Annotated in this window: 21 protein-coding genes; 3 read left to right on the top strand and 18 right to left on the bottom strand. The window is 48.9% G+C overall.

What is annotated here, in order from left to right; translation table 11 throughout:
* The 18 genes from BM091_RS09000 to rd all read right to left on the bottom strand — a co-directional run.
* The coding region (locus tag BM091_RS09000) for a helix-turn-helix domain-containing protein (RefSeq protein ID WP_177193593.1) at positions 1-191 on the bottom strand (191 nt) is incomplete at its 3' end.
* Between the two features lie 95 nt (positions 192-286).
* Positions 287-613: a transposase gene (locus tag BM091_RS14430; protein WP_425443310.1), complete on the bottom strand. Its 327-nt coding sequence runs from the start codon at positions 611-613 to the stop codon at positions 287-289.
* Positions 614-719: 106 nt separating this feature from the next.
* Positions 720-1,358 (bottom strand): IS256 family transposase, encoded by a 639-nt coding sequence (locus BM091_RS14425; RefSeq protein ID WP_218148853.1) that lies wholly within the window; start codon positions 1,356-1,358, stop codon positions 720-722.
* Positions 1,359-1,655: 297 nt separating this feature from the next.
* Positions 1,656-2,165: a GNAT family N-acetyltransferase gene (locus BM091_RS08985; RefSeq protein WP_093395145.1), complete on the bottom strand. Its 510-nt coding sequence runs from the start codon at positions 2,163-2,165 to the stop codon at positions 1,656-1,658.
* Between the two features lie 3 nt (positions 2,166-2,168).
* Positions 2,169-3,155 carry a D-alanine--D-alanine ligase family protein gene (locus tag BM091_RS08980; protein ID WP_093395143.1) on the bottom strand — a complete coding sequence of 329 codons (987 nt, stop codon included), beginning with the start codon at positions 3,153-3,155 and terminating at the stop codon, positions 2,169-2,171.
* Complete coding sequence (locus BM091_RS08975; protein ID WP_093395142.1) at positions 3,152-4,141, bottom strand: D-alanine--D-alanine ligase family protein; 990 nt, start codon at positions 4,139-4,141, stop codon at positions 3,152-3,154. The genes BM091_RS08980 and BM091_RS08975 overlap by 4 nt, the downstream gene beginning before the upstream one ends.
* 3 nt (positions 4,142-4,144) lie before the next feature.
* Positions 4,145-5,455, bottom strand: coding sequence for a KamA family radical SAM protein (locus BM091_RS08970; RefSeq protein ID WP_218148852.1), 1,311 nt, complete (start codon positions 5,453-5,455; stop codon positions 4,145-4,147).
* A 93-nt stretch (positions 5,456-5,548) separates the two neighbouring features.
* Positions 5,549-5,827 carry a DUF5818 domain-containing protein gene (locus tag BM091_RS08965; protein WP_093395140.1) on the bottom strand — a complete coding sequence of 93 codons (279 nt, stop codon included), beginning with the start codon at positions 5,825-5,827 and terminating at the stop codon, positions 5,549-5,551.
* A gap of 652 nt (positions 5,828-6,479) precedes the next feature.
* Complete coding sequence (locus BM091_RS08960; RefSeq protein ID WP_093395139.1) at positions 6,480-7,064, bottom strand: DJ-1/PfpI family protein; 585 nt, start codon at positions 7,062-7,064, stop codon at positions 6,480-6,482.
* 9 nt (positions 7,065-7,073) lie between these two features.
* Positions 7,074-8,258, bottom strand: coding sequence for a M20 metallopeptidase family protein (locus tag BM091_RS08955; protein WP_093395137.1), 1,185 nt, complete (start codon positions 8,256-8,258; stop codon positions 7,074-7,076).
* Between the two features lie 63 nt (positions 8,259-8,321).
* On the bottom strand, positions 8,322-9,875 hold the full coding sequence (locus BM091_RS08950; RefSeq protein WP_093395135.1) for an acyl-CoA carboxylase subunit beta: 1,554 nt from the start codon (positions 9,873-9,875) through the stop codon (positions 8,322-8,324).
* A gap of 200 nt (positions 9,876-10,075) precedes the next feature.
* The gene (locus BM091_RS08945) at positions 10,076-11,440 is read right to left on the bottom strand and encodes a permease (RefSeq protein WP_093395133.1); all 1,365 of its coding nucleotides are present in this window, start codon (positions 11,438-11,440) and stop codon (positions 10,076-10,078) included.
* Between the two features lie 200 nt (positions 11,441-11,640).
* Entirely contained in the window at positions 11,641-12,738 is a 1,098-nt protein-coding gene (gene fbp / locus BM091_RS08940; RefSeq protein ID WP_093395131.1) for a fructose-1,6-bisphosphate aldolase/phosphatase, read from the bottom strand.
* Between the two features lie 257 nt (positions 12,739-12,995).
* On the bottom strand, positions 12,996-13,187 hold the full coding sequence (locus BM091_RS08935) for a ferredoxin (protein ID WP_093395129.1): 192 nt from the start codon (positions 13,185-13,187) through the stop codon (positions 12,996-12,998).
* Between the two features lie 8 nt (positions 13,188-13,195).
* A complete protein-coding gene (locus BM091_RS08930; protein WP_093395127.1) occupies positions 13,196-14,389 on the bottom strand; it encodes an FAD-dependent oxidoreductase in 1,194 nt (397 codons plus the stop codon).
* A gap of 11 nt (positions 14,390-14,400) precedes the next feature.
* Positions 14,401-14,652, bottom strand: a complete 252-nt coding sequence (locus tag BM091_RS08925) for a glutaredoxin family protein (protein WP_093395125.1) — start codon at positions 14,650-14,652, stop codon at positions 14,401-14,403.
* Positions 14,653-14,707: 55 nt separating this feature from the next.
* Positions 14,708-15,208, bottom strand: a complete 501-nt coding sequence (locus BM091_RS08920; protein WP_093395124.1) for a ferritin-like domain-containing protein — start codon at positions 15,206-15,208, stop codon at positions 14,708-14,710.
* Between the two features lie 34 nt (positions 15,209-15,242).
* Complete coding sequence (rd, locus tag BM091_RS08915) at positions 15,243-15,401, bottom strand: rubredoxin (RefSeq protein WP_093395122.1); 159 nt, start codon at positions 15,399-15,401, stop codon at positions 15,243-15,245.
* Between the two features lie 175 nt (positions 15,402-15,576).
* On the opposite strand from rd, the gene BM091_RS08910 reads away from it, so the two are divergent.
* The 3 genes from BM091_RS08910 (at position 15,577) to BM091_RS08900 (ending at position 19,127) form a co-directional block, all read left to right on the top strand.
* Positions 15,577-17,418: a L,D-transpeptidase family protein gene (locus BM091_RS08910; protein ID WP_143083125.1), complete on the top strand. Its 1,842-nt coding sequence runs from the start codon at positions 15,577-15,579 to the stop codon at positions 17,416-17,418.
* Positions 17,378-18,505 (top strand): hypothetical protein, encoded by a 1,128-nt coding sequence (locus tag BM091_RS08905; protein WP_093395119.1) that lies wholly within the window; start codon positions 17,378-17,380, stop codon positions 18,503-18,505. The genes BM091_RS08910 and BM091_RS08905 overlap by 41 nt, the downstream gene beginning before the upstream one ends.
* Positions 18,506-18,674: 169 nt before the next feature.
* Complete coding sequence (locus tag BM091_RS08900) at positions 18,675-19,127, top strand: Ros/MucR family transcriptional regulator (RefSeq protein WP_093395118.1); 453 nt, start codon at positions 18,675-18,677, stop codon at positions 19,125-19,127.
* Positions 19,128-19,150 lie beyond the last annotated feature (23 nt).

Raw genomic sequence — 19,150 nt, 5'->3', positions numbered from 1 at the left:
TCACCGGTCTTTTCCCTGTGGCGCTTGAGCTCCTTCTGGTAGACCGCCTCCATGGATTTCGGATTGACCTTGAGGGCCTGTGTGCCGAACTCAATGAAGGTATCGATCCATTGCTGGATCTCGCTCTGCTTCAGATCGTGCTCGCGCGCCACGTCCACGATGGTCTTGTGACCCCTGAGAATCTCCAGCACGATCTCCCTTTTACGATTGGCTGTCCATCATCTTTGGATACGAAACGGCTTGACGACTTTCCCTTCCATCACGCTCCCCCTTTCCAGGACCAGATTTACCTCTTGTTACTGGTCCAGTCCAGTTGGGGGTCACTATAGATAGTCCATAAAGGTGGTGAGATTATTAAAGCTTTCCTCCCACCTTTTAACCACCTCAGGATACATCTTCCCCATTTTTCCTTGAGCTCGATAAGGGTCTGTCTGGCTTTTTCCCGGTTTGATGCCCTGTAAATGGCCTTAAGAGATTCTGCCACCGCTTCCCTGTCTCTTTTTCTGACCTTTTTCAGAGACCCTTTCACGGCATGAAGCACACAAAGCTGGAATCTTGATCCAGGAAATTCCCTGAAAACAGCCTCTTCAAGTCCTCTCAGACCGTCAGCTATGAAAAGATCAACCCTTTTTTTAAGGCCCCTTGACTTGAAATGTGAGAGATGTGAGATGTGAGATGTGAGAGATGTGAGAGGAAAGCGACTCCCAACATCTCACGCCTCACATCTCACCTCTCACATATATGAGTTCACCAAATATTTCCTGCCAGTTTACGGCACTCTCACCCTCGGAACCAAAGAGCCAAAAACCCAAAACTTCTCTTGTCCCATCCCAATTAAGCCCAACAACCACATACACAGGCTCTTTTTCCACAGAGCCCCGCCTTACATTCAGAAAAGTGGCATCCACATACAGAGCAAAATATTCCTCCTTAACAGGACGGTTCCTCCATTTCTCCATCTCTTGAGCCGTTACATCTGTAAGACGGCTGATACTGGCAGGAGAATAGTAAGCGCCATATATTATCTCCATAAAACGGGAAATGTCTCTCACACTGCATCCAGATGCAAAGAGGCTCAAAATTACATCTCCGAGATCCATTGAAGCTCTCCTTCTCTCGGGAATTATCCGGGGCCTAAAATCTCCCTCTCTGACCCTGGGAACCTTAAGGTCATCAACGGCTCCAAATCGCGTTATGAGGCTTCTAGTATAGTATCCATTGCCCTTCGTCTCCGGATGCTCTTCAAGGTATATTCTCCTCTCTTCTAACGCCAAATTTTCTATAGTTTCTTTCACTACTCTCTTGACCTCTCTCTCTCTCTCAATAAGTTTAAGAATGTCATCGTGATTAAAAGTCATGGGGCTTTCCTCCTTTTTCTCTTAAGGGTTAACAATACTCACCGGGAGGAAAGCCTCTTTTTCCCCTCATGTCAACCGGACACAATTAATGAAACACTACCGGCGCTAAAAAATGGAAAACTTGAGCCAAATACATTCTTTTTCAAAAAGTTCAAAGGTATCTTTCCTACATGGGTTTGGGGCTTTTTTTCTCTCTTTATTAAGGGCTAGCAATATTCACCCGGAGGAAAATCCCCTCCTTCCGCTCGCGTTAACCGGAGACAATCAATGAAACACCAGCCTTGAGTGAGAGGGTGTTTAAACAGACAATGGCTGGTCGGGAAAAATCGTGTGGGAGAATATAAGCCTGTCATCATCTTTTGAATAAAAATCCTTTACGCATGCATCAAGTTTGTACCCATTTCGGAGATACAACCTCCTGGCACGGTGATAAACCGTCCTTGAGGAGGTTTCCACGAAGATTTTCTTTGCGCCTCTAAGCCTCATGTCTTCTTCGGCGGCTTTTAATAGGCATTTACCCACTCCCTTCTCCTGATATTGCTTATGCACCGCAATCCAGTTGAGATAGAATCTGTGATCCGTTCCCATAATGGGCCCGTAGCAGACATATCCTGCCACTTCTGTGTTCCAATAGGCGAAGATAAAGAAATATCCGGATTTTTCTGCTTTCTGGAGACACTCTTCAAGGAGTTCACAGGCAACCGCAACCTCCTCGTCGTTAAAAACCCCGGTGGATGAAGTAATTTCCTTTACCCTGTCAAGATCGGAGGGTTCCACGGTTTTTCTCAACCGGATGAGACCCTTCATTTTCTAGCGCCTCATCATACTATCAACTAAGATCGATTCAACGGCATCTTCAGGATCTATTCCTGCTTCTCCGAGTGCTGCCATGAAACCTGCATCAGGGGATAAGCAAGGATTGGCATTCACCTCGATGATCCAGGGTTGTCCTCTTTTATCCACCCTGAAGTCTATCCTGGCGTATCCACGGAGCTTAAGAATCTGCCAGCATAGAAGAGAGAGGTCTGTCAACCTTTCGGCCAGAACCGGTTCTCTCTGTTCGACGCCAAATTCCCGTATATTACGTTTATAGGACGGGGACTCGGGACACCATTTGGCCTCATAGTCGAGTATTTTGGGCTCCTCTTTCCCGAAATCTCTGAACAAGATCTCTGCGACGGGAAGAACTTTAACACATCCCCGCAGGGAAATAAGAGACACCTTAAATTCCCGTCCTTCTACGTACTCCTCGACGAAAAGCTCACCCTCGGAAAAACGACCGTTTACAGCCTTACCCGGATCACTCCAATCCAGGTCGGCCAAGTTGATAACGGAGCTGCTAGTAAGCCCGACCGATCCATCTTCCCATAGGGGTTTAATGATTGCCTTACGGGCTCCGTCGGAACTATCTGCTCGCTCCGAAGGCCATAAAGTCCTGGGAACGGGAAGCCCTTTTGAAGCCAACAGGGTTTTCGTTTCGCATTTGTTACTCGTTATGAAAATCGTTCGGGCACTGCTTCCGGTATAAGGAATTCCTTCCTGTTCGCAAAATTGAGCGGCCAGATAAGAGTATTTCCCAGATCCGTTAACGGTTTCCACAAGGTTGAAGATACAATCGGGTCTGGTTGAGCCGAGAAGTTCCTTCATATAAAATTGATCAGGGCGAAAGGGCCCTGTGGTTACACTGTGGCCTCTACTTGCCAGAAGATCAGCAACCCACCTGGCCTGAACCAGTGTATCCAATTCATCGGGCGGGGCATGATCGGATATGTCGGAGTGAAGCACCAGCACCCTCATGGGACATTCTTCCTTTCGTATCTTCTCAGAGCCTCCTGAACAATCATGCCGATAAGATCAACATACCCTATGCCAGCAAGCCGGCAGAGAATGGGGAGGTCTGAGTGTATGGGATGGAGGCCTGCAAGAGGGTTTACTTCCAGAAAATAGGGATGACCTTTTTCATCGGAGCGGATATCGACTCTACCTGCATCGCGACATCCCAGCGCCCGCCACGCCTCGAGGGCCAGATCCAGCGCAGCCATTGCTTCAGGATCAGACACAAGCCGGTAAATCACAAACTCCTGATAACGCTTCTTTACTTCATAGGAATAGACCTGTGCCTCTTCGGGTTTTGAAAAGGATATCTCCATTACTCCGATAGCATGAGCCCTTTTACCGGTTCCTACAATCCCCACAGTGAATTCACGACCGCTAAGATAGGACTCTACGAGCAGGGGTTGTTTATAAAAGTCCAGCAAAAACGAACACACCTCCTTAAGCTCCTCCATCCCCTTCACCACCGACCTGTCACTTATTCCTTTCCCCGTTCCCTCGGCTATCGGTTTGACGAAGACGGGAAAGTTTAAATTGCAGGAATTAAGGTCATCGAGATCGGTTAAAATAAAAAAGTCCGCGGTAGGTATGCCCTTTGCCAGCATTATTTGTTTGGCGTAACCTTTATGAAGTGTCAGGCAAAGGGTTACCGGATCTGAAAAGGTATAGGGAATTCGATAAGCCTCGAGTATTCCCGGTATCTGGGCTTCTCTGCCGGGCCCGTAAGCGCCTTCGGCTATGTTAAAAACCAGATCCCACCTATTTCCACGAGAAAGATGTTCTACGAGATTGGAAATACGGCCGATCCTTTCCACCTCGTAGCCCAAACCAATGAGGCTTTCTTCGATGGCCTGCACAGTCTCTTCGCTGTCGAATTCTGCCGCCTCTTCTTCAGTCCAGCCGTCCAGAATATACTCGGACTTCAGGTCGTAGGTTATCCCTATGCGCATCAGTTACTCCCTGAATGCTCCGGGATAACGAAATTCACGCCCCTCGTAGTTGACAACAACGAGATCATCGCCGTCTCTCGCCTTAACGTAATCGGGCAACAGGGGAATTTTGCCTCCGCCTCCCGGTGCATCTACCACATAGGTGGGAACGGCATAACCCGTCGTATGCCCTCGAAGACCCGAAATAATCTCAAGTCCTCTGGTGACGGTGGTACGGAAGTGAGATGAGCCGATGATGGGGTCACACTGGTAGAGATAATAAGGCCTGACTCTGATTCTTAGAAGCCCATGAACGAGGCTTCTCATTGTTTCAACACTATCGTTTATGCCCTTAAGGAGGACGGTCTGACTTCCCAGCGGGATCCCTGCATCTGTAAGACGTTCGCAGGCCTCAGCCACTTCCGGGGTTATTTCGTCAGGATGTGTGAAATGGATACTCATCCACAGAGGATGATATTTACGCAATAGCCTCGCGAGAGAGGCCGTTATTCTCTGGGGTAGGACGACGGGAACCTTGGTTCCAATCCGGATAATCTCAACATGGCGGATTCGCCTGAGCCGTGATAAGATCCAGTCCAGGATGTCGTCCGAGAGGGTTAAAGGGTCTCCACCGGACACGAGAACGTCCCTGATTCCGGGGTTCTTTTCGATATATTCAATAGCACCATCAAGGTAGCTTTTGCCAAAGTGCCCGATTGCGCTATGCCCCACCATCCGGGACCTTGTGCAGTATCTGCAATAGGTCGCACAGAACCCCGTTGCCAGAAAAAGAACCCTGTCAGGATAACGGTGAACTATTCCGGATACGGTCGATTGTTTATCCTCCGATAGAGGGTCCTCCGATTCCCCAGGAGATCGAAGGAATTCCTGCGGCAGAGGTATAACACATCGCCTCAAGGGATGATCCGGATCGGAGGGATGAACGAGGCTGGCATAGTAGGGAGTTACCGCAAAAGGAAGACTAAGCCCGTACTCCGTGAGAGCTCTCTGCTCGGCCTGAGTCAGCACGAAGCACCGCGCCGCACTCTTTAAAGATCTTATGCGATTTCTCACCTGCCATTTCCAGTCTTTCCACTCACGATGAGTAACATGGGGATAGAAACGTTTCCTGAAAAACTTTCTGTAATCCTGGGTGGAGTATTCAGGAGAACCGATCCTTACCAGATTTTCGCAGAACAACTTCTCAGGGCTTTCATCGCCTCCTTCAGACAGCCCGATGTCTGGAGGATCATCCGGAGGCTCATCTTCTCTTTCCGAGGTCTGTTTTGTGACAGACGCAGTAATCGATATCTTATTAGACATTCTCCTGATCATCCCGTTCTCCTATAAACAAGGTCGGGCACCGGTTTTAAACCTTTGCCCGACCTTGCATAAATTGTAGCTATCTAAACTCTCTTAAAAGTTACCCTATTCTACTTTATTTATTGAAGATACCTCAAGTACTTTAACACCGTCCTTCTCAGAGACACTACCCGTTACCTCTACCGTCTGGTCAACATAATCGGCAATATTTTCTCCTTCAAGAACGTACTCACCATCATCTGCAGTGAGCACAAAGCTATCACCCTTTGCACTCACCACACCCTTTACCGTTACTTCGTCAGCAAATACAAGACCTACATTTACCATCATGCATACTGCAAGAATAGCTAATACCAACCTCGCCTTAGACAACCTGCTCAGCATAACATCTCCCTCCTACTAATTTATTTGTTTTACATCTCCGACTACTACACCGTCGGCGCTTTTCATATAAATAACACGGAAGAAAAAGTCAATAGTTTCTATCACCAGGCAAACACAATTTTACAAAGTCAACCGGTTTCTCGAACATGGCAATACAACCACGAGCACGCCTATATATCGTGCCACCTAACTTTACACTTATTATGACGAATTAACATATATAATGACAGGTATCGTAAAGTATGAGACATTATCACCACAAAATACCTTCAGTTTAAAAGCATAAAGCATCGACAGTTCTGATTTAGTCATCCAGAAACTCAGGTGTATAATGGAAGTAATCTGAATGAATTAAAAAGTTATGTGGATTTATATTACTGGGACTATGAAAGTTCACTATCGTATATTCATTAAAATATGAAACTAACAGCACCTGGAAACACTGCATCGTACGATAAAAGCAGACAGGAGATCGCCGGACTCCGATTAAATCGCATTAAATTTCAGATATTAAGTGGGCAAAAAAGGATTGATTGGTTGGGGGCTAAATGGTTTGAGGCCGGGCAGGCAAATGATGTGGTGACATCACTCCACGTACCATGCAGAGCAGGCCCGGAACATTCAGGCCCGCTCTGCTTTTCGATGGGTTTTTCTAACGGTTATGGTTTATCGTGGTTCCCAGAAGGCTGAGGAATTTTGCAAGCCATTCGGGATGAGCCGGCCATGCCGGTGCGGTTACTATATTTCCATCGACGAAAGCTTTGTCCACGGGGACCTCAACGTAAGTTCCACCCGCCTCGGCCACATCCGGTCCTACTGCGGGATAAGCGGTACAGGCTCTTCCCTTCAGCACTCCCGCGGCGGTAAGTACCTGGATACCATGGCATATTGCCGCAATTGGCTTGTTGTTCTCGGCAAAGTGCCTGACGATCTCCAGTACCCGGGGGTTCAGCCTTATGTACTCGGGAGCTCTGCCTCCCGGGATCACAAGGCCGTCGTACTGGGCAGGATCGATCTCCTCAAAGGTAGCGTTGAGCGTAAAGTTATGCCCCGGTTTTTCGCTGTAAGTCTGGTCTCCTTCGAAATCATGCACGGCCGTTCTTACTTTGTCTCCCGCTTTCTTGCCGGGACATACGGCATGAACCGTGTAACCCACCATCATCAATGCCTGGAAGGGTACCATAGCCTCGTAGTCCTCAACGTAGTCGCCCACCAGCATTAATATTTTTCGTGCCATAGATCCCTCCTATTGTGCTTTATTCTCATCGAAGGTTTCGTGAGAAAGGAGGAGCTCCGTTCCCAGAGCAACCCCCACGTCAAGGGCACGTTCGTCGAAGTCGAAGAAGGGGGAATGCAGCGTTCTGCCCGGTTCTTCGCCCGGAAATCCACATCCCAGATACATAAGAAGGGAAGGCCACTTTTGAGAAAAGAAGGCAAAGTCTTCCGAACCCATCCTGGGGCGTTGTTCTATGAAGGCTTGAACTCCGAGAAGCTTACGGATTATTCTCTTCGCCCTTTTGACCAGCTTACCGCTGTTGACCATGACGGGATATCCGGGAAGGAAGACGACATCCACCTTGCATCTTGAAACCCCCGAAACTCCGGAGCAAAGGGAACTGATTCGCTCGTGTAAAGTTTCCAGGACATTCTGGTCAAAGGTGCGAATTGTTCCCCTGATGACGGCCTCAGAAGGCAGAACATTCGGGGCGCTGCCCGAGTGAAACGACCCGACCGAAATAACAGCCGCATCCAGAGGGCTAACCACCCTGGATACGAGCTGGTGAAGCTGACAGATCAGGTTGGAACCGGCGAGGATTACATCATCTGCTCCAACCGGATAAGCCCCGTGTCCTCCTCTTCCGCGTATCCGTATTTCGAAGGTTTCGGACGAAGCGTTACTGACCTCTGGAGCGATGCCGACAACGCCGAGAGGGACGGACGGGTCGAGGTGGAAGGCATAGACGCCTTCCACGGGTTCACCATCCCAGAGGCCGCTTGAAAGCATCTGACGGGCTCCGGCACCCCCTTCTTCGGCGGGCTGAAAGAAAAACAGAATCTTTCCCGATCCCTCTTTTATCCAGTTTCGCTCTACAAGATATCGAATAATTCCCAGCCCGATGGCCATGTGGCCATCGTGTCCACAGGCATGCATTATGCCGGGGTTTTGGGAGGCGTAGGGCACAGAATTTTTTTCTTCGATGGGCAGGGCATCCATATCGGCACGAAAGGCCCTTACCGGACCGTCCCTGCGGGCCTTGAGGACGGCCACAACCCCGGTTTCAGCCACCGGATGAAGATAGCTCACGCCGAGTTCATCCAGTACGGCCCTGATCTTTTCGGAGGTCCTGTATTCCTGATATGCCAGTTCCGGGTAAGAATGAAAGTCCCTTCTTAAATCGACGAGCCACTTATGCCAGGGCAATACAATCACGGGTCGACCTCTTGCAGGCGGAAGGAGGTTTTCTGGAAAAGGGGGCGTCGAGCCCCCCTATCCTTACACGGGAATATTACCATGCTTTTTGGGCGGCAGGGCAACCCGTTTCGTTCTGAGCAACTCAAAGGCCTCAATTAGCCTCGGCCGTGTTTCTCTTGGCAAAATAACACCGTCAATGTAGCCTCGAGAAGCTGCGATATAGGGGTTGTAAAGGAGTTTTCTGTATTCCTCTATCTTTTCCTTTCGCTTGGCTTCGGGATCCGGCGCAGATTGGATTTCCTTACGGAAGATTATGTTTGCCGCACCTTCGGCACCCATAACGGCAATCTCGGCGGTCGGCCAGGCCAGCACTATGTCGGCACCGAGATCTCTGGAACACATTGCGAGGTACGATCCGCCGTAGTCTTTCCTTATAATGAGGGTTACCTTGGGCACCGTTGCTTCCGAATAACACCACAAAAGCTTTGCGCCATGCCTTATGATTCCACCCCATTCCTGCTGTTTACCCGGAAGGTAACCCGGTACATCGGCGAGGGTCAGCAAAGGGATATTAAAGGCGTCGCAAAACCTGATAAATCTCGTGGCCTTGTCGGAAGAGTCAATATCCAGGCATCCGGCAAGAACTTTGGGCTGGTTTGCAATAATGCCTATTGGATAACCGTTCAACCGGGCAAATCCGACGATTATGTTTTGAGCGTAATATTCGTGAACTTCGAAGAATTCACCGTCGTCCACTATTTCCCGGATGACATCCTTCATGTCGTAAGCACCCATGGGATTGTCGGGAATTATCGAATCCAGAAGGGGGCTTACTCTTGTGGGATCGTCTTTTGGCGGCACATAGGGCGGGTCTTCCATATTGTTATCGGGCAGATAGCTCAAAAGCTTTTTTATCATGTCGATTGCGTGTTTGTCATTTTCACAGGCAAAATGGGCAACACCGCTTTTTGAGCAGTGAGCCATCGCCCCGCCCAGCTCTTCCTGAGTAATTACCTCACCCAGAACGGACTTTATGACATCGGGTCCCGTAATGAACATATAGCTGGTATTCTTGACCATGAAAACGAAATCGGTCATGGCGGGAGAATAGACGGCACCTCCGGCGCAGGGGCCCATTATGGCCGAAATTTGGGGAATTACCCCTGAGGCGATGGCATTTCGGTAGAAAATCTGGCCGTATCCGGAAAGGGCATCTACGCCTTCCTGAATACGGGCGCCTCCCGAATCGTTAAACCCCACAATAGGCTTTCCCGTCTTCAGTGCCAGGTCCATAACCTTACAGATTTTCTTGGCATGCATTTCCCCCAGCGTCCCCGCCCGGGCGGTAAAATCCTGAGAAAAGGCAAAGACTTCTCTCCCGTTGACCTTGCCGTATCCCGTAATGACGCCGTCGGCCGGGATGTCCATTTTGTCCAGTCCGAAAAGAGTGCCTCTGTGCTTCACGAATATATCAAGCTCCCGGAAGGTTCCGGGGTCGAAAAAGTATTCGATTCTCTCTCTGGCCGTAAGCTTACCTTTGGCATGTTGCTTCTCTACCGCTTCAGGCCCGCCCATTTCCTTGATCTTTGCTTCCCGTTCCAGCAATTCCCTGATCTTTTCTGCTACTGTTGTCATATCCGATCTCCCTCAGTTACAAATGCCCTTCCTAGAATTCAGGTTAGACGATCTATAGTCCATTCACGGTAAACATTGTTTGAACATTCTATAGCCAATCTCCAGGGTGTCAAGCAAGATGGAAAGAAGCGGTGGGGAAGGCAATAAACACTGCGAGGGATTCCCCGAAAACCTCCGGGGAAATCCCTCCGGTTCGGAATTCAGGATACCAGCATTCCAAAGATCATACCGGCCAGGGTTGACATCACGACCACGAGGGATACGTAAGCCAGCGTCTTTTTCGTTCCCAGAACACTTCTTATGACCAGCATATTGGGCAGGCTCAGAGCAGGTCCTGCGAGAAGCAGGGCAAGGGCGGGCCCTTTACCCATGCCCGAGCCTAAAAGCCCCTGAAGAATGGGCACTTCTGTCAGGGTGGCGAAATACATAAAGGCGCCGATGACGGAAGCAAAAAGATTGGCGATCAGAGAATTTCCTCCGACCAGGCTTTCCACCCACCGAGACGGGATGAGCCCTTCATGGCCGGGGCGTCCCAGAAGAAGTCCCGCAACAAGCACCCCGCCGAGAAGCAAGGGCATAATCTGTCTGGTAAAGTCCCAGGTGGACAGAAACCATGACTCGGTCTCACCCCTGGTGGTCACGAGGCATAAGGTGTGGCAGATTATGCCGGCAGAAAAGGCCACAAGGGGTTCGTGGGGGAAGAGGAAGGCAAAAAGGGCGACGATCACGGCAGAGATGAGAATTTTGTTTGCCCTTACGTTGAACCACGCAACGAGAAGTAAGCCGTGGAAGAGAGCAAACACTCCGGTAACCCACCATTTAATCTGATAAACGGCATTCCAGAATCCTGCCGGACTCGCGGGCTTGCCCCAGGTAGCGAAGATCAGCACACCCACCATGCTGGCAAAGAAGGTAGCGTTTTGCCATAGAGGCCTTTCGACCTCGGGCTCGGGCATGTGTAGTGCCGCAGCAGCCTTTTCCTGTTCCTCTTTATAGAAGAGAAAGTGCATGATGAGTCCGATCGGGATGCTGAAGGCTACGGCACCTATAGCCCGCGCAATTCCGAGCTGTAATCCCAGAATTCTTGCCGTAAGAACTATGGCCAGAACGTTTATTGCGGGGCCGGAATAGAGAAATGCAATTGCCGGTCCCAGCCCGGCTCCTCTTTTCCAGATGCCTGCAAAAAGCGGGAGAACCGTACAGGAGCAAACGGCAAGTATTGTGCCCGACACGGAAGCCACCCCGTAGGAAACTACTTTACGGGCTCCGGCACCGAGATACTTCATAACTGCCGCCTGAGAAACAAAGCGTGCTATGGCTCCTGCTATAAAGAGGGCCGGTACAAGGCAGGTCAATACGTGCTCCCGGGCGTACCACCGGGCAAGGGCAAGAGATTCGTAGATTGCGTTGCGAAACTTTTCCATCTCCACGGGGAGCCAGAAAAGTATGAGAAATGAAGCAACCAGCAGAAAGAGGGGCTTACGGATTTCGGACCAATTAATCTGGCTTTCCTCAATAACTTCTTCGGTGTAATCGTCTTTGGTCAATGCTTCCGGTTTTGACATGGTCGATACCTCCCGTTAATGTTCCTATATTACCATACAGGAATATACTCTCGTCACTCGAAAAGTCAATAGAGATTTTGCGAGAAGATCCCGATCAGATGATAATTAAATGGGTAAATTACCTGGATGCTGATTTGTGTTTCCGGCAGGTTCTGGGGAAGATTTGCCCGGTAGCCCAAAGGCTACCGGGTGCAGGTTTTTTATCTGGTTACGAACCTTTTATCCAGCTCTTCCAGTTTCTTTACAATACCCCCGTATTCCAGTTCACTGAAGGGGAGCATGGCATTTCCGAAGAAGCCCTGTCTTCTGATTTCGATGGCCTTTTCGGAAATTTTTTCCCTTACGTAATCCCAGAATGGATGATCGAAGGCATCCACCGGAGCAGTGAGACGCCCTTCATGGACGCAGTAGGCTGCACACGAGACGATCGGCGGGCCGTCAAAAAACGATGTAGTTGTGTTCTGCCTTACGGGCATGAGAGGCCCGCTGTGGCTACCTCTCATGAATCCCGCCACGTAGTGTCCCAGATGGAAAGGTGCCAAAACCTCACCGGTTGCCGGAAAAGATCCCTGAACGCGCACGATCATAATGGGATCATCCTTGCCCACATACTTTCCGGCGATATTGTGAAGCCGGGTCGTGCTTACCGCCACCGCCTGCTCCCCGGTCTCACGGGAATAAATTGCTTCAATTACGAAGCGTTCCGGATCTCGGAGAAGGGCCGCAATATCATAAAGATCCTCGGGTGCGTTCAGCTCAATGACCCTATCGGCATCGGTATGCGAAACGTCCATGATAACAAAGCGAAATCCTTTGAACATCCCCGGAGAAAGGATCAGCCCCGAGCAAAACATCGGGTCGGCAAAGGCAAGGTAAAGGGGAAGGTTATAAGCCCCGGGGTCTGTCTTATCGGCGGCAAAGAAAAGAAATGGCTCTGCCGTCCTTTCTTCAAATTCCATTTCCGCCACGGCAGGACCAAGCCCTCGAATGTTTCCCGAAAAGGCATCTTTCAGCAGATCCTGACCTGCTCCGTACAACCCCTGATCCTTGGCGACCTCCGTGCCCGCTTTGAAGGCGTTCCAGGCAAGTTCGTGGATTTTTGAGTCCCCCACTCCCCGGGTATGAGTACACAGAATGGCAATATCATCTCCCGTATAACTTACCCTGTAATCAATGAGAATTCCCTGATGATGCTGTCTCAGATGGTTTTCCACGGTTTCAAGAACTCGATTGCTGGGCCGGATGTGCCCTCCCACACTTCCGATGTCGGCTTTGATGGCCGTAAGTGTTACCTTCATATCAGCAGACCTCCTTTAAAAGTGCTTCTGATAGTGCCGGTAAGCATGGAAAATAAAAGCGCCCACATCTAAAATACAGAAGGCAAAAATTACTGTGCACCATCACGCACCTTTGACGCTACATTCCCAGCCCGCGTGCCTCACTTTTTTTTAATAGTAACAGCCCTGTAACCCGTCAACAAGCGGTATTTTTCACAAAACATTACACCTGAAGTTGCAGGAATCCTGCACGACCCGGGCATAGAGGGAGCAGAATTTCAATAATCTTCCCAGGATATGCACCCGGAAGGACAACAATTTATGGCCTCTTCAACCTTTTCGGCCGGATATTCGGATCTTTCGATAACGTCGATGTAACTTTCGTCAACCTCTTTGAACACCTCAGGTGCTACTGCCACGCAGGCCATACACAGTTTGCACTTCGAGAGATCCACGGTCGGCTTTTTCATCGGGCCGTTCAGCGCCGGTTCATAAGGTAATGATACGCTGCAAGAGCAGCCTTGGCACCTTCACCTGCAGCGACGACTATTTGCTTGAAAGGAACGTGAGTCACATCGCCACAGGCAAACACACCGGCCACTCCCGTTCTGCACTGCTCGTCGATTATAATTTCCCCACGCTCATTGGTTGCCAGAACATCGACGAAAAGAGCGGAATTCGGCATAAGCCCGATTTCCACAAAGACACCATCCACATCGAGGACCTTCGTGGACCCGTCATCAAGAGACATGATTTCAATACCTCTGACCTCACTGTCGCCGATAATTCTAACGGTTTTGTACTTAAGGTACATATCAACGGGCTTTTTCAGCGCTTTTACCTTTTCCTGTAGCAAAGGATCGGCGGTCAAAGGAGTAAGAGAAATCAGGTAGAGCTTCTCGGCTATCGGCGCAAGGTCGAGTACGGCCTCAAGGGCCGAGTTGCCGCCGCCCACGACGGCCACCCTGCTGTCGGCAAAAAGAGGGGCATCACAGGTGGAGCAGTAGGAAAGACCTCGACCGACGAGTTCTTTTTCCCCGGGAACGTTCAAAACCTTATGTCGGCTTCCCGTTGCTATAATTAAAGTCTTTCCGTAAAAGCTTCTACCGTCCTCAAGCACCACACGCTTTACTCTTCCCGTGAGATCCGCCGATATTACCTCTTTCCCCACCTCAAGGGTCACACCGTATCGTTCCACATGACTTCGAAATTTTTCTATGAGCTCTGCCGCATTTACCTGACTGAATCCCGGGTAATTTTCTATATCAAAAGTCCAGGTTATCTGACCCCCGATGTTTTTGCTTATTACCAGAGTTTTCATAAGCTTTCGGGCCGTGTATATGGCGGCACTGAGCCCTGCGGGTCCTGCTCCGAGTATAATGACATCGAAAAGCTCTTCGGCGCCTTCCGTTTTCTCATCCGGCTTCATCAGTTGATAAAGTTTGCCTGAAGCCTCCAGAAAGACCACATCCAGATACCCGCCCAGAGGCTTATCATCCACAAGCACCTGAGGTACCGCCCCACTTCCGGTCTTCTGGACCATTTCTTCCCAAACTTCGCTGTAGGGCGGGGCTTCACGCTCCTCAAAGTCGATTCCCTTTTCTTTCAGGAACTTCTTAAGACGCTCGCAAAACGGACACCCCGGTACCGTGTAAACCCTAATTCTGCTCATGACCGCTCACACTACTGAATGATGTTTTTTTCCTTTAGAAGCTTTTTCAGCTCTGCTTCTTCGTAACCCACGATTACAGAATCCTCAACGACTATTACGGGCACACTCCGGGCGCCTCCCGAAACCTCCTTCATCTTCCGAAGCGCTTCTTTGCTGGAAGAGACATCAATGTCCTCAAAATCCACGCCATTGGCCGATAAAAATTCCTTAGCCTGCTTGCAATAAGGACAGGTGGGCGTGCTGAAAATGGTAACCCTTGCCATAATGGAGTTCCTCAACTTTAAAGGGCCGTCCTTTTGAAGAGGACGGCCCCGCGGTTTAAGGTTTCTGTTTTAAAGCCCTCAGAGCCGCAGAAATGCGTCTCAGATGCTGTTGTTCCTCCTTCACCAGAAGATCCACCATCTCCTTTCCTTTTGGATCTTCAGTGTGATCCTTCATGGTCAGGAAGAAGATAACAGAGTCTTTCTCGAACTGCATGGCCATCTTCAGGGCATCCTCCGGGCTTTTTATGGAGGCAACCTTTTCGGCCACGCTTTCACCGGTTCTGAAGACGTGATCGTCGGCCATCATCTTCAGATAGAGAGTTATCTCGTGATCCGGATCGTACACCGTTTGCCCTTTGACGTCCTCGGGGATCTGATTTTTCAGTTCGATAAATCTCTCTTTGTGTTTAACCTCTTCCTGAGCCAATTCCCGAAAGAGCGTTCTGACGGCCTCATCATCCACAATACGACAGGCCTCGTCGTAAAACCTTTTGCCGTTTTCCTCTATTGCAATAGCTATGTCAAAAACCTCTTCGGCATTAAAACCAAAGATCATCCCGATGCTCCTTCTGACGAGTAATGTCCCTCAACTACTCCTTCTCAAAATCACTCTTTGCCGCACCGCAGACGGGACATGTCCAGTCATCAGGTAGCTTTTCGAAGGGGGTTCCTGCCGGAATTCCTCGATCCGGATCTCCTACTGCCGGATCATAAACATAGCCACAGATTGTGCATACATAACGATCCATAACAGCCTCCCTCTTTTCATGTTGAACTAACCATCAGCCAAAAACCTCAACGTCCATCACCACAGTCTTTTTCCTCACAATAAGAATTTTTTGCAAGAGCGCAAGAATTCTATTTACTCTTTATTGCCATTTCAACCGTCATGTCTATGATAGAATTCAGCCGTAGAAGTAGGGAGTGGTAATTTATGAGGAGACGGGGAGTTCAGGCGTGTGCATCCGGGGCAATATCCGTAGTGGCTTGAAGTTTTTGGTTTTGCTTTATGCGTTAAGTCTTTTCTTACATCCGGCCCCTGCAAGGGCTGGGGTATGTTACGGCGTAAAAGATCTGACCAGTCCAAAGTTGTCGGAACTCATGAATCTTTCAAAATACTTTTCCGAACCCTTAGAGAACCGAATAAAAGCGATCCTTGAAGAAGGATACGCTACCCGGGACCAGATTGCAAAGATCCTGGAAGAACACTACCTTCAACCGGAGATAACCCCTTTCTTTTTTACCGACGATCTCAACCCGGTTCCGACTGTTACGGTCTTGAAAGACTTTGTGAACTATTATGTCTTTTACGAAGACGCTCCCTTTCCGGAGTTCTCCGACCTTGACAGAATCCTTCGAGAGACCGAGTTTCTAAAGGTTAGTTTGGCTCGCAACACCCCTGAGCTGGAAAGCCATAACATTCCCCTCCTGTGCGCCTCCGGTTATACCCAGCAGGGATTTTATTTACGGAATACCGAACTTCCCCCGGACCGGCAGCAGCAAATTCTGGCCTGGGCAGGAAGTCAGCTTCAGAAGATAGAAAGGTTTACGGGTGCTCTCATAAAGGCCGACATGACTTTAACGGCGCTTCTCGTGAGATATCATCTGATCACCCGGCCGGGCACATTGGTAGAACTCCCGGATATCGGTACCCTACGTGATCCAAACAGGTTCAGAGACTACCTGCTATCCCTGCATCCGTCAAACCATCACTATCAATTGCTGATGGAGCGTATAGCTTTTTACAGAGATCTTGCGGGTCAGGAACAGGTGTTTCTTACGGATTCCACCACCTTAAAGAAGGGAATGAGCGGGCACCCGGTATTAAACCTCCAGAAACGGTTGAATCAGGAGGGATTTCTTCCCGATGAGGCCGTAAACGGTATTTTTGACGAGCTAACCCAAAGTGCAGTGGTCAAATTTCAAGGTTTTCATAATCTGGAACAGGACGGCGTTGTGGGGCCCAGGACGAGGGCGGCTCTCAATATTCCTTACAGTACAAAGCTCCGGTGGATCAGAGAGAGTCTCCGAAGAATGAGGTTCTTTCTAAAGGATGACGACGACATAATGGTCTGGGTAAATATTCCCACCTTCTCTCTGGAGTACTACCGTCGGGGTACTCCTGTTTCCCGACACAAAATTATCGTCGGGGAGGCTTCGGGGAGAATGGTCAAGATCCGCCGAACCGCGATCCGCGTAAACAATACCCCGACGCTTTCCAGCGAAATCAAAGCTGTGGTAGTTAACCCCAGGTGGTATGTACCGGAGCGGATACGAAAGGAACTGGAAGAAGAAATCGCCAAGAAGCCCGATTATCTGGAACAAGGCAATTTCCGATTTCTCACAAGCCAGTACTCATGGGGACAGCCCAGGATCTATCAGCTCCCGGGAGAAACGAATCCCCTGGGCAGGGTCAAATTCCTGTTTGACAATCCCTTTGGAATATTCCTGCACGATACCTCTCAGCCCAGATTATTTAACAGGGCCTACAGAGCCTTTTCCCATGGATGCGTCCGTGTGGAAAATGCTCTTGATCTGGCCCGATTTATCCTTTCAGATGCGGCACCTCACCAGCTACCAAAACTCGAAGCTTTCCTTGCAAGAAAGGATCAAACTTACATCGTCCTTCTCCGCCCCATACCAATCTACATAACTTATCTTCCCGTTTTGAGTGATGGTAGAGGGAGTCTTGTTTTCGGCGGGGATCCTTACGGATGGGGAATCGATGAAAAGCTGCCCACTTTTTTTTATAGAAAGAGAAAATAATAAAAAAATAAGGTTCTTAATTTCCGAGAATATAGGAAATTTTCTCGGCAGGATCAGAAAAATAGACTCCTTAATAATTCTCAGTTACTCAACCCACAGACCGGAAATCATTTCCATAATCAGGAATGTACTACCAGAGTGTGATCTAATATTCCTTGAAGAACCTTTCGATAGCGCCTTTTACAGAATGCTTTCAGGCGATGTGAATGTCGAAGACTACATCTCGGAGAGGGATTTTTCCTTTCCGGACTTTCAAAAAGAGTTTTACAGACTGCTGAAAAGCATACACGATCAGGACAAAGAGATCGTTCAGATAGATCCCTATATGTCCTGTCTTATGGAAATTCATGAGGTATTCGCCAAAGGAGGAACACACAGAGATTTTCCAACCGTTAATCACCATCTGGTTTACTCTACAGAAAAAACTGTTTCGGCCAATCTTGTGAAATATTATTCTCTCGTTCCCAAAGGAAATTTCAACCATCTGGTCCGGTCTATAATGGATTTTGCGAGAAGTGATGCCATGAGGATAAAACTCAGAGACGAAATGAGGGCAGAGGCGATAGTCAAATTCATCGTCAAGGCTTTACCGGCCTTCAAGCAAAGGAGGATTTACATAGAAGCAGGATACATTCATCAACCTTTATTCAGGCTGTTATCGAGCAAACTCGACGGATTTAAGATCGTTCCTTATTTCCCGGTTTCACCGATTGTCAGATTTTACATGAGGAAAAAACACGTTTTCAGTCCCGGAGACATCTTAACTCTTAGGTACCTTTTTAATAGGCACAAGACAGAACACTATAGTGACGATAACATTCTTCTTGCAGCCAGAAGCCTTATTTATACCAAGATAATAAGAAAAGACGAGATAATACCGTCACGAGATCTCCCCTACCCTCATACACTGGATGAAATAGAGTGTCACGGTATTGTAAGTCGACTTTCTGTGGCAGATTGCCGTGAGGTTTTTGGTCGCATAAGGTATATGGCAACAGAGGAGGCACGGCGTGAAGTGTTAAATTATATCTCGACACGCCATGGGGATTCATGTATATCGGGTAAGCTCGATAATGAATATTCCTAGCTTAGCACATCTTGGCATTGTTCAATCTATGGTACAAGCACATTTCCACTTACCTTCCCTCTCATAATCGGGTATTTTTTCGGCAGTTCGACGGTTTTTGGGTTTACATATAGAATAGATGACTTTAAATTATAAACGAATCAAATATCAGTAATGGAGGGAGTCTGGTATGAGCAAAAAACTTGTAGAAATGGCTGTCGAGATTGTACAGAACATGGTAATGAACGAGCCTATGACCGCCGATGATGTTCAAAAGTCGCTCAAGATGATCTTTCAGACTCTTCTGGAGCTGAAGCAGGCCGAGGAATCAGGTGTTGCAGAGGAACTGGTAAAAGAAGTGGTTTTGCCGGAGGGTCTATCGAGCCCTATGGATTCCATTCAGGACGATTATGTAATATGCCTCGAGTGTGGTGCAAAATTTAAGCAGCTTACCGCCAACCATCTGCGTACACAGCACAACATGACGCCTTCGGAATATCGTCATAAGTGGGGATTTTCACCCAAACAGACCCTTTCTGCCAGATCGCTGTCCGAAATCAGGAAGGAACAGGCCAAGAAACGCGGCATACCCGAGAACCTGCGCAAAGCCATAGAAGCCAGAAGGAAGCGGACTCAGTCTTAAGGTAATTCCGGGGCGTTAGTCCT

Origin of the sequence: Thermodesulforhabdus norvegica (assembly GCF_900114975.1) — a bacterium.
GTDB classification, from domain to species: Bacteria; Desulfobacterota; Syntrophobacteria; order Syntrophobacterales; family Thermodesulforhabdaceae; genus Thermodesulforhabdus; species Thermodesulforhabdus norvegica.
This window is presented reverse-complemented; position numbering and strand designations above follow the sequence as displayed.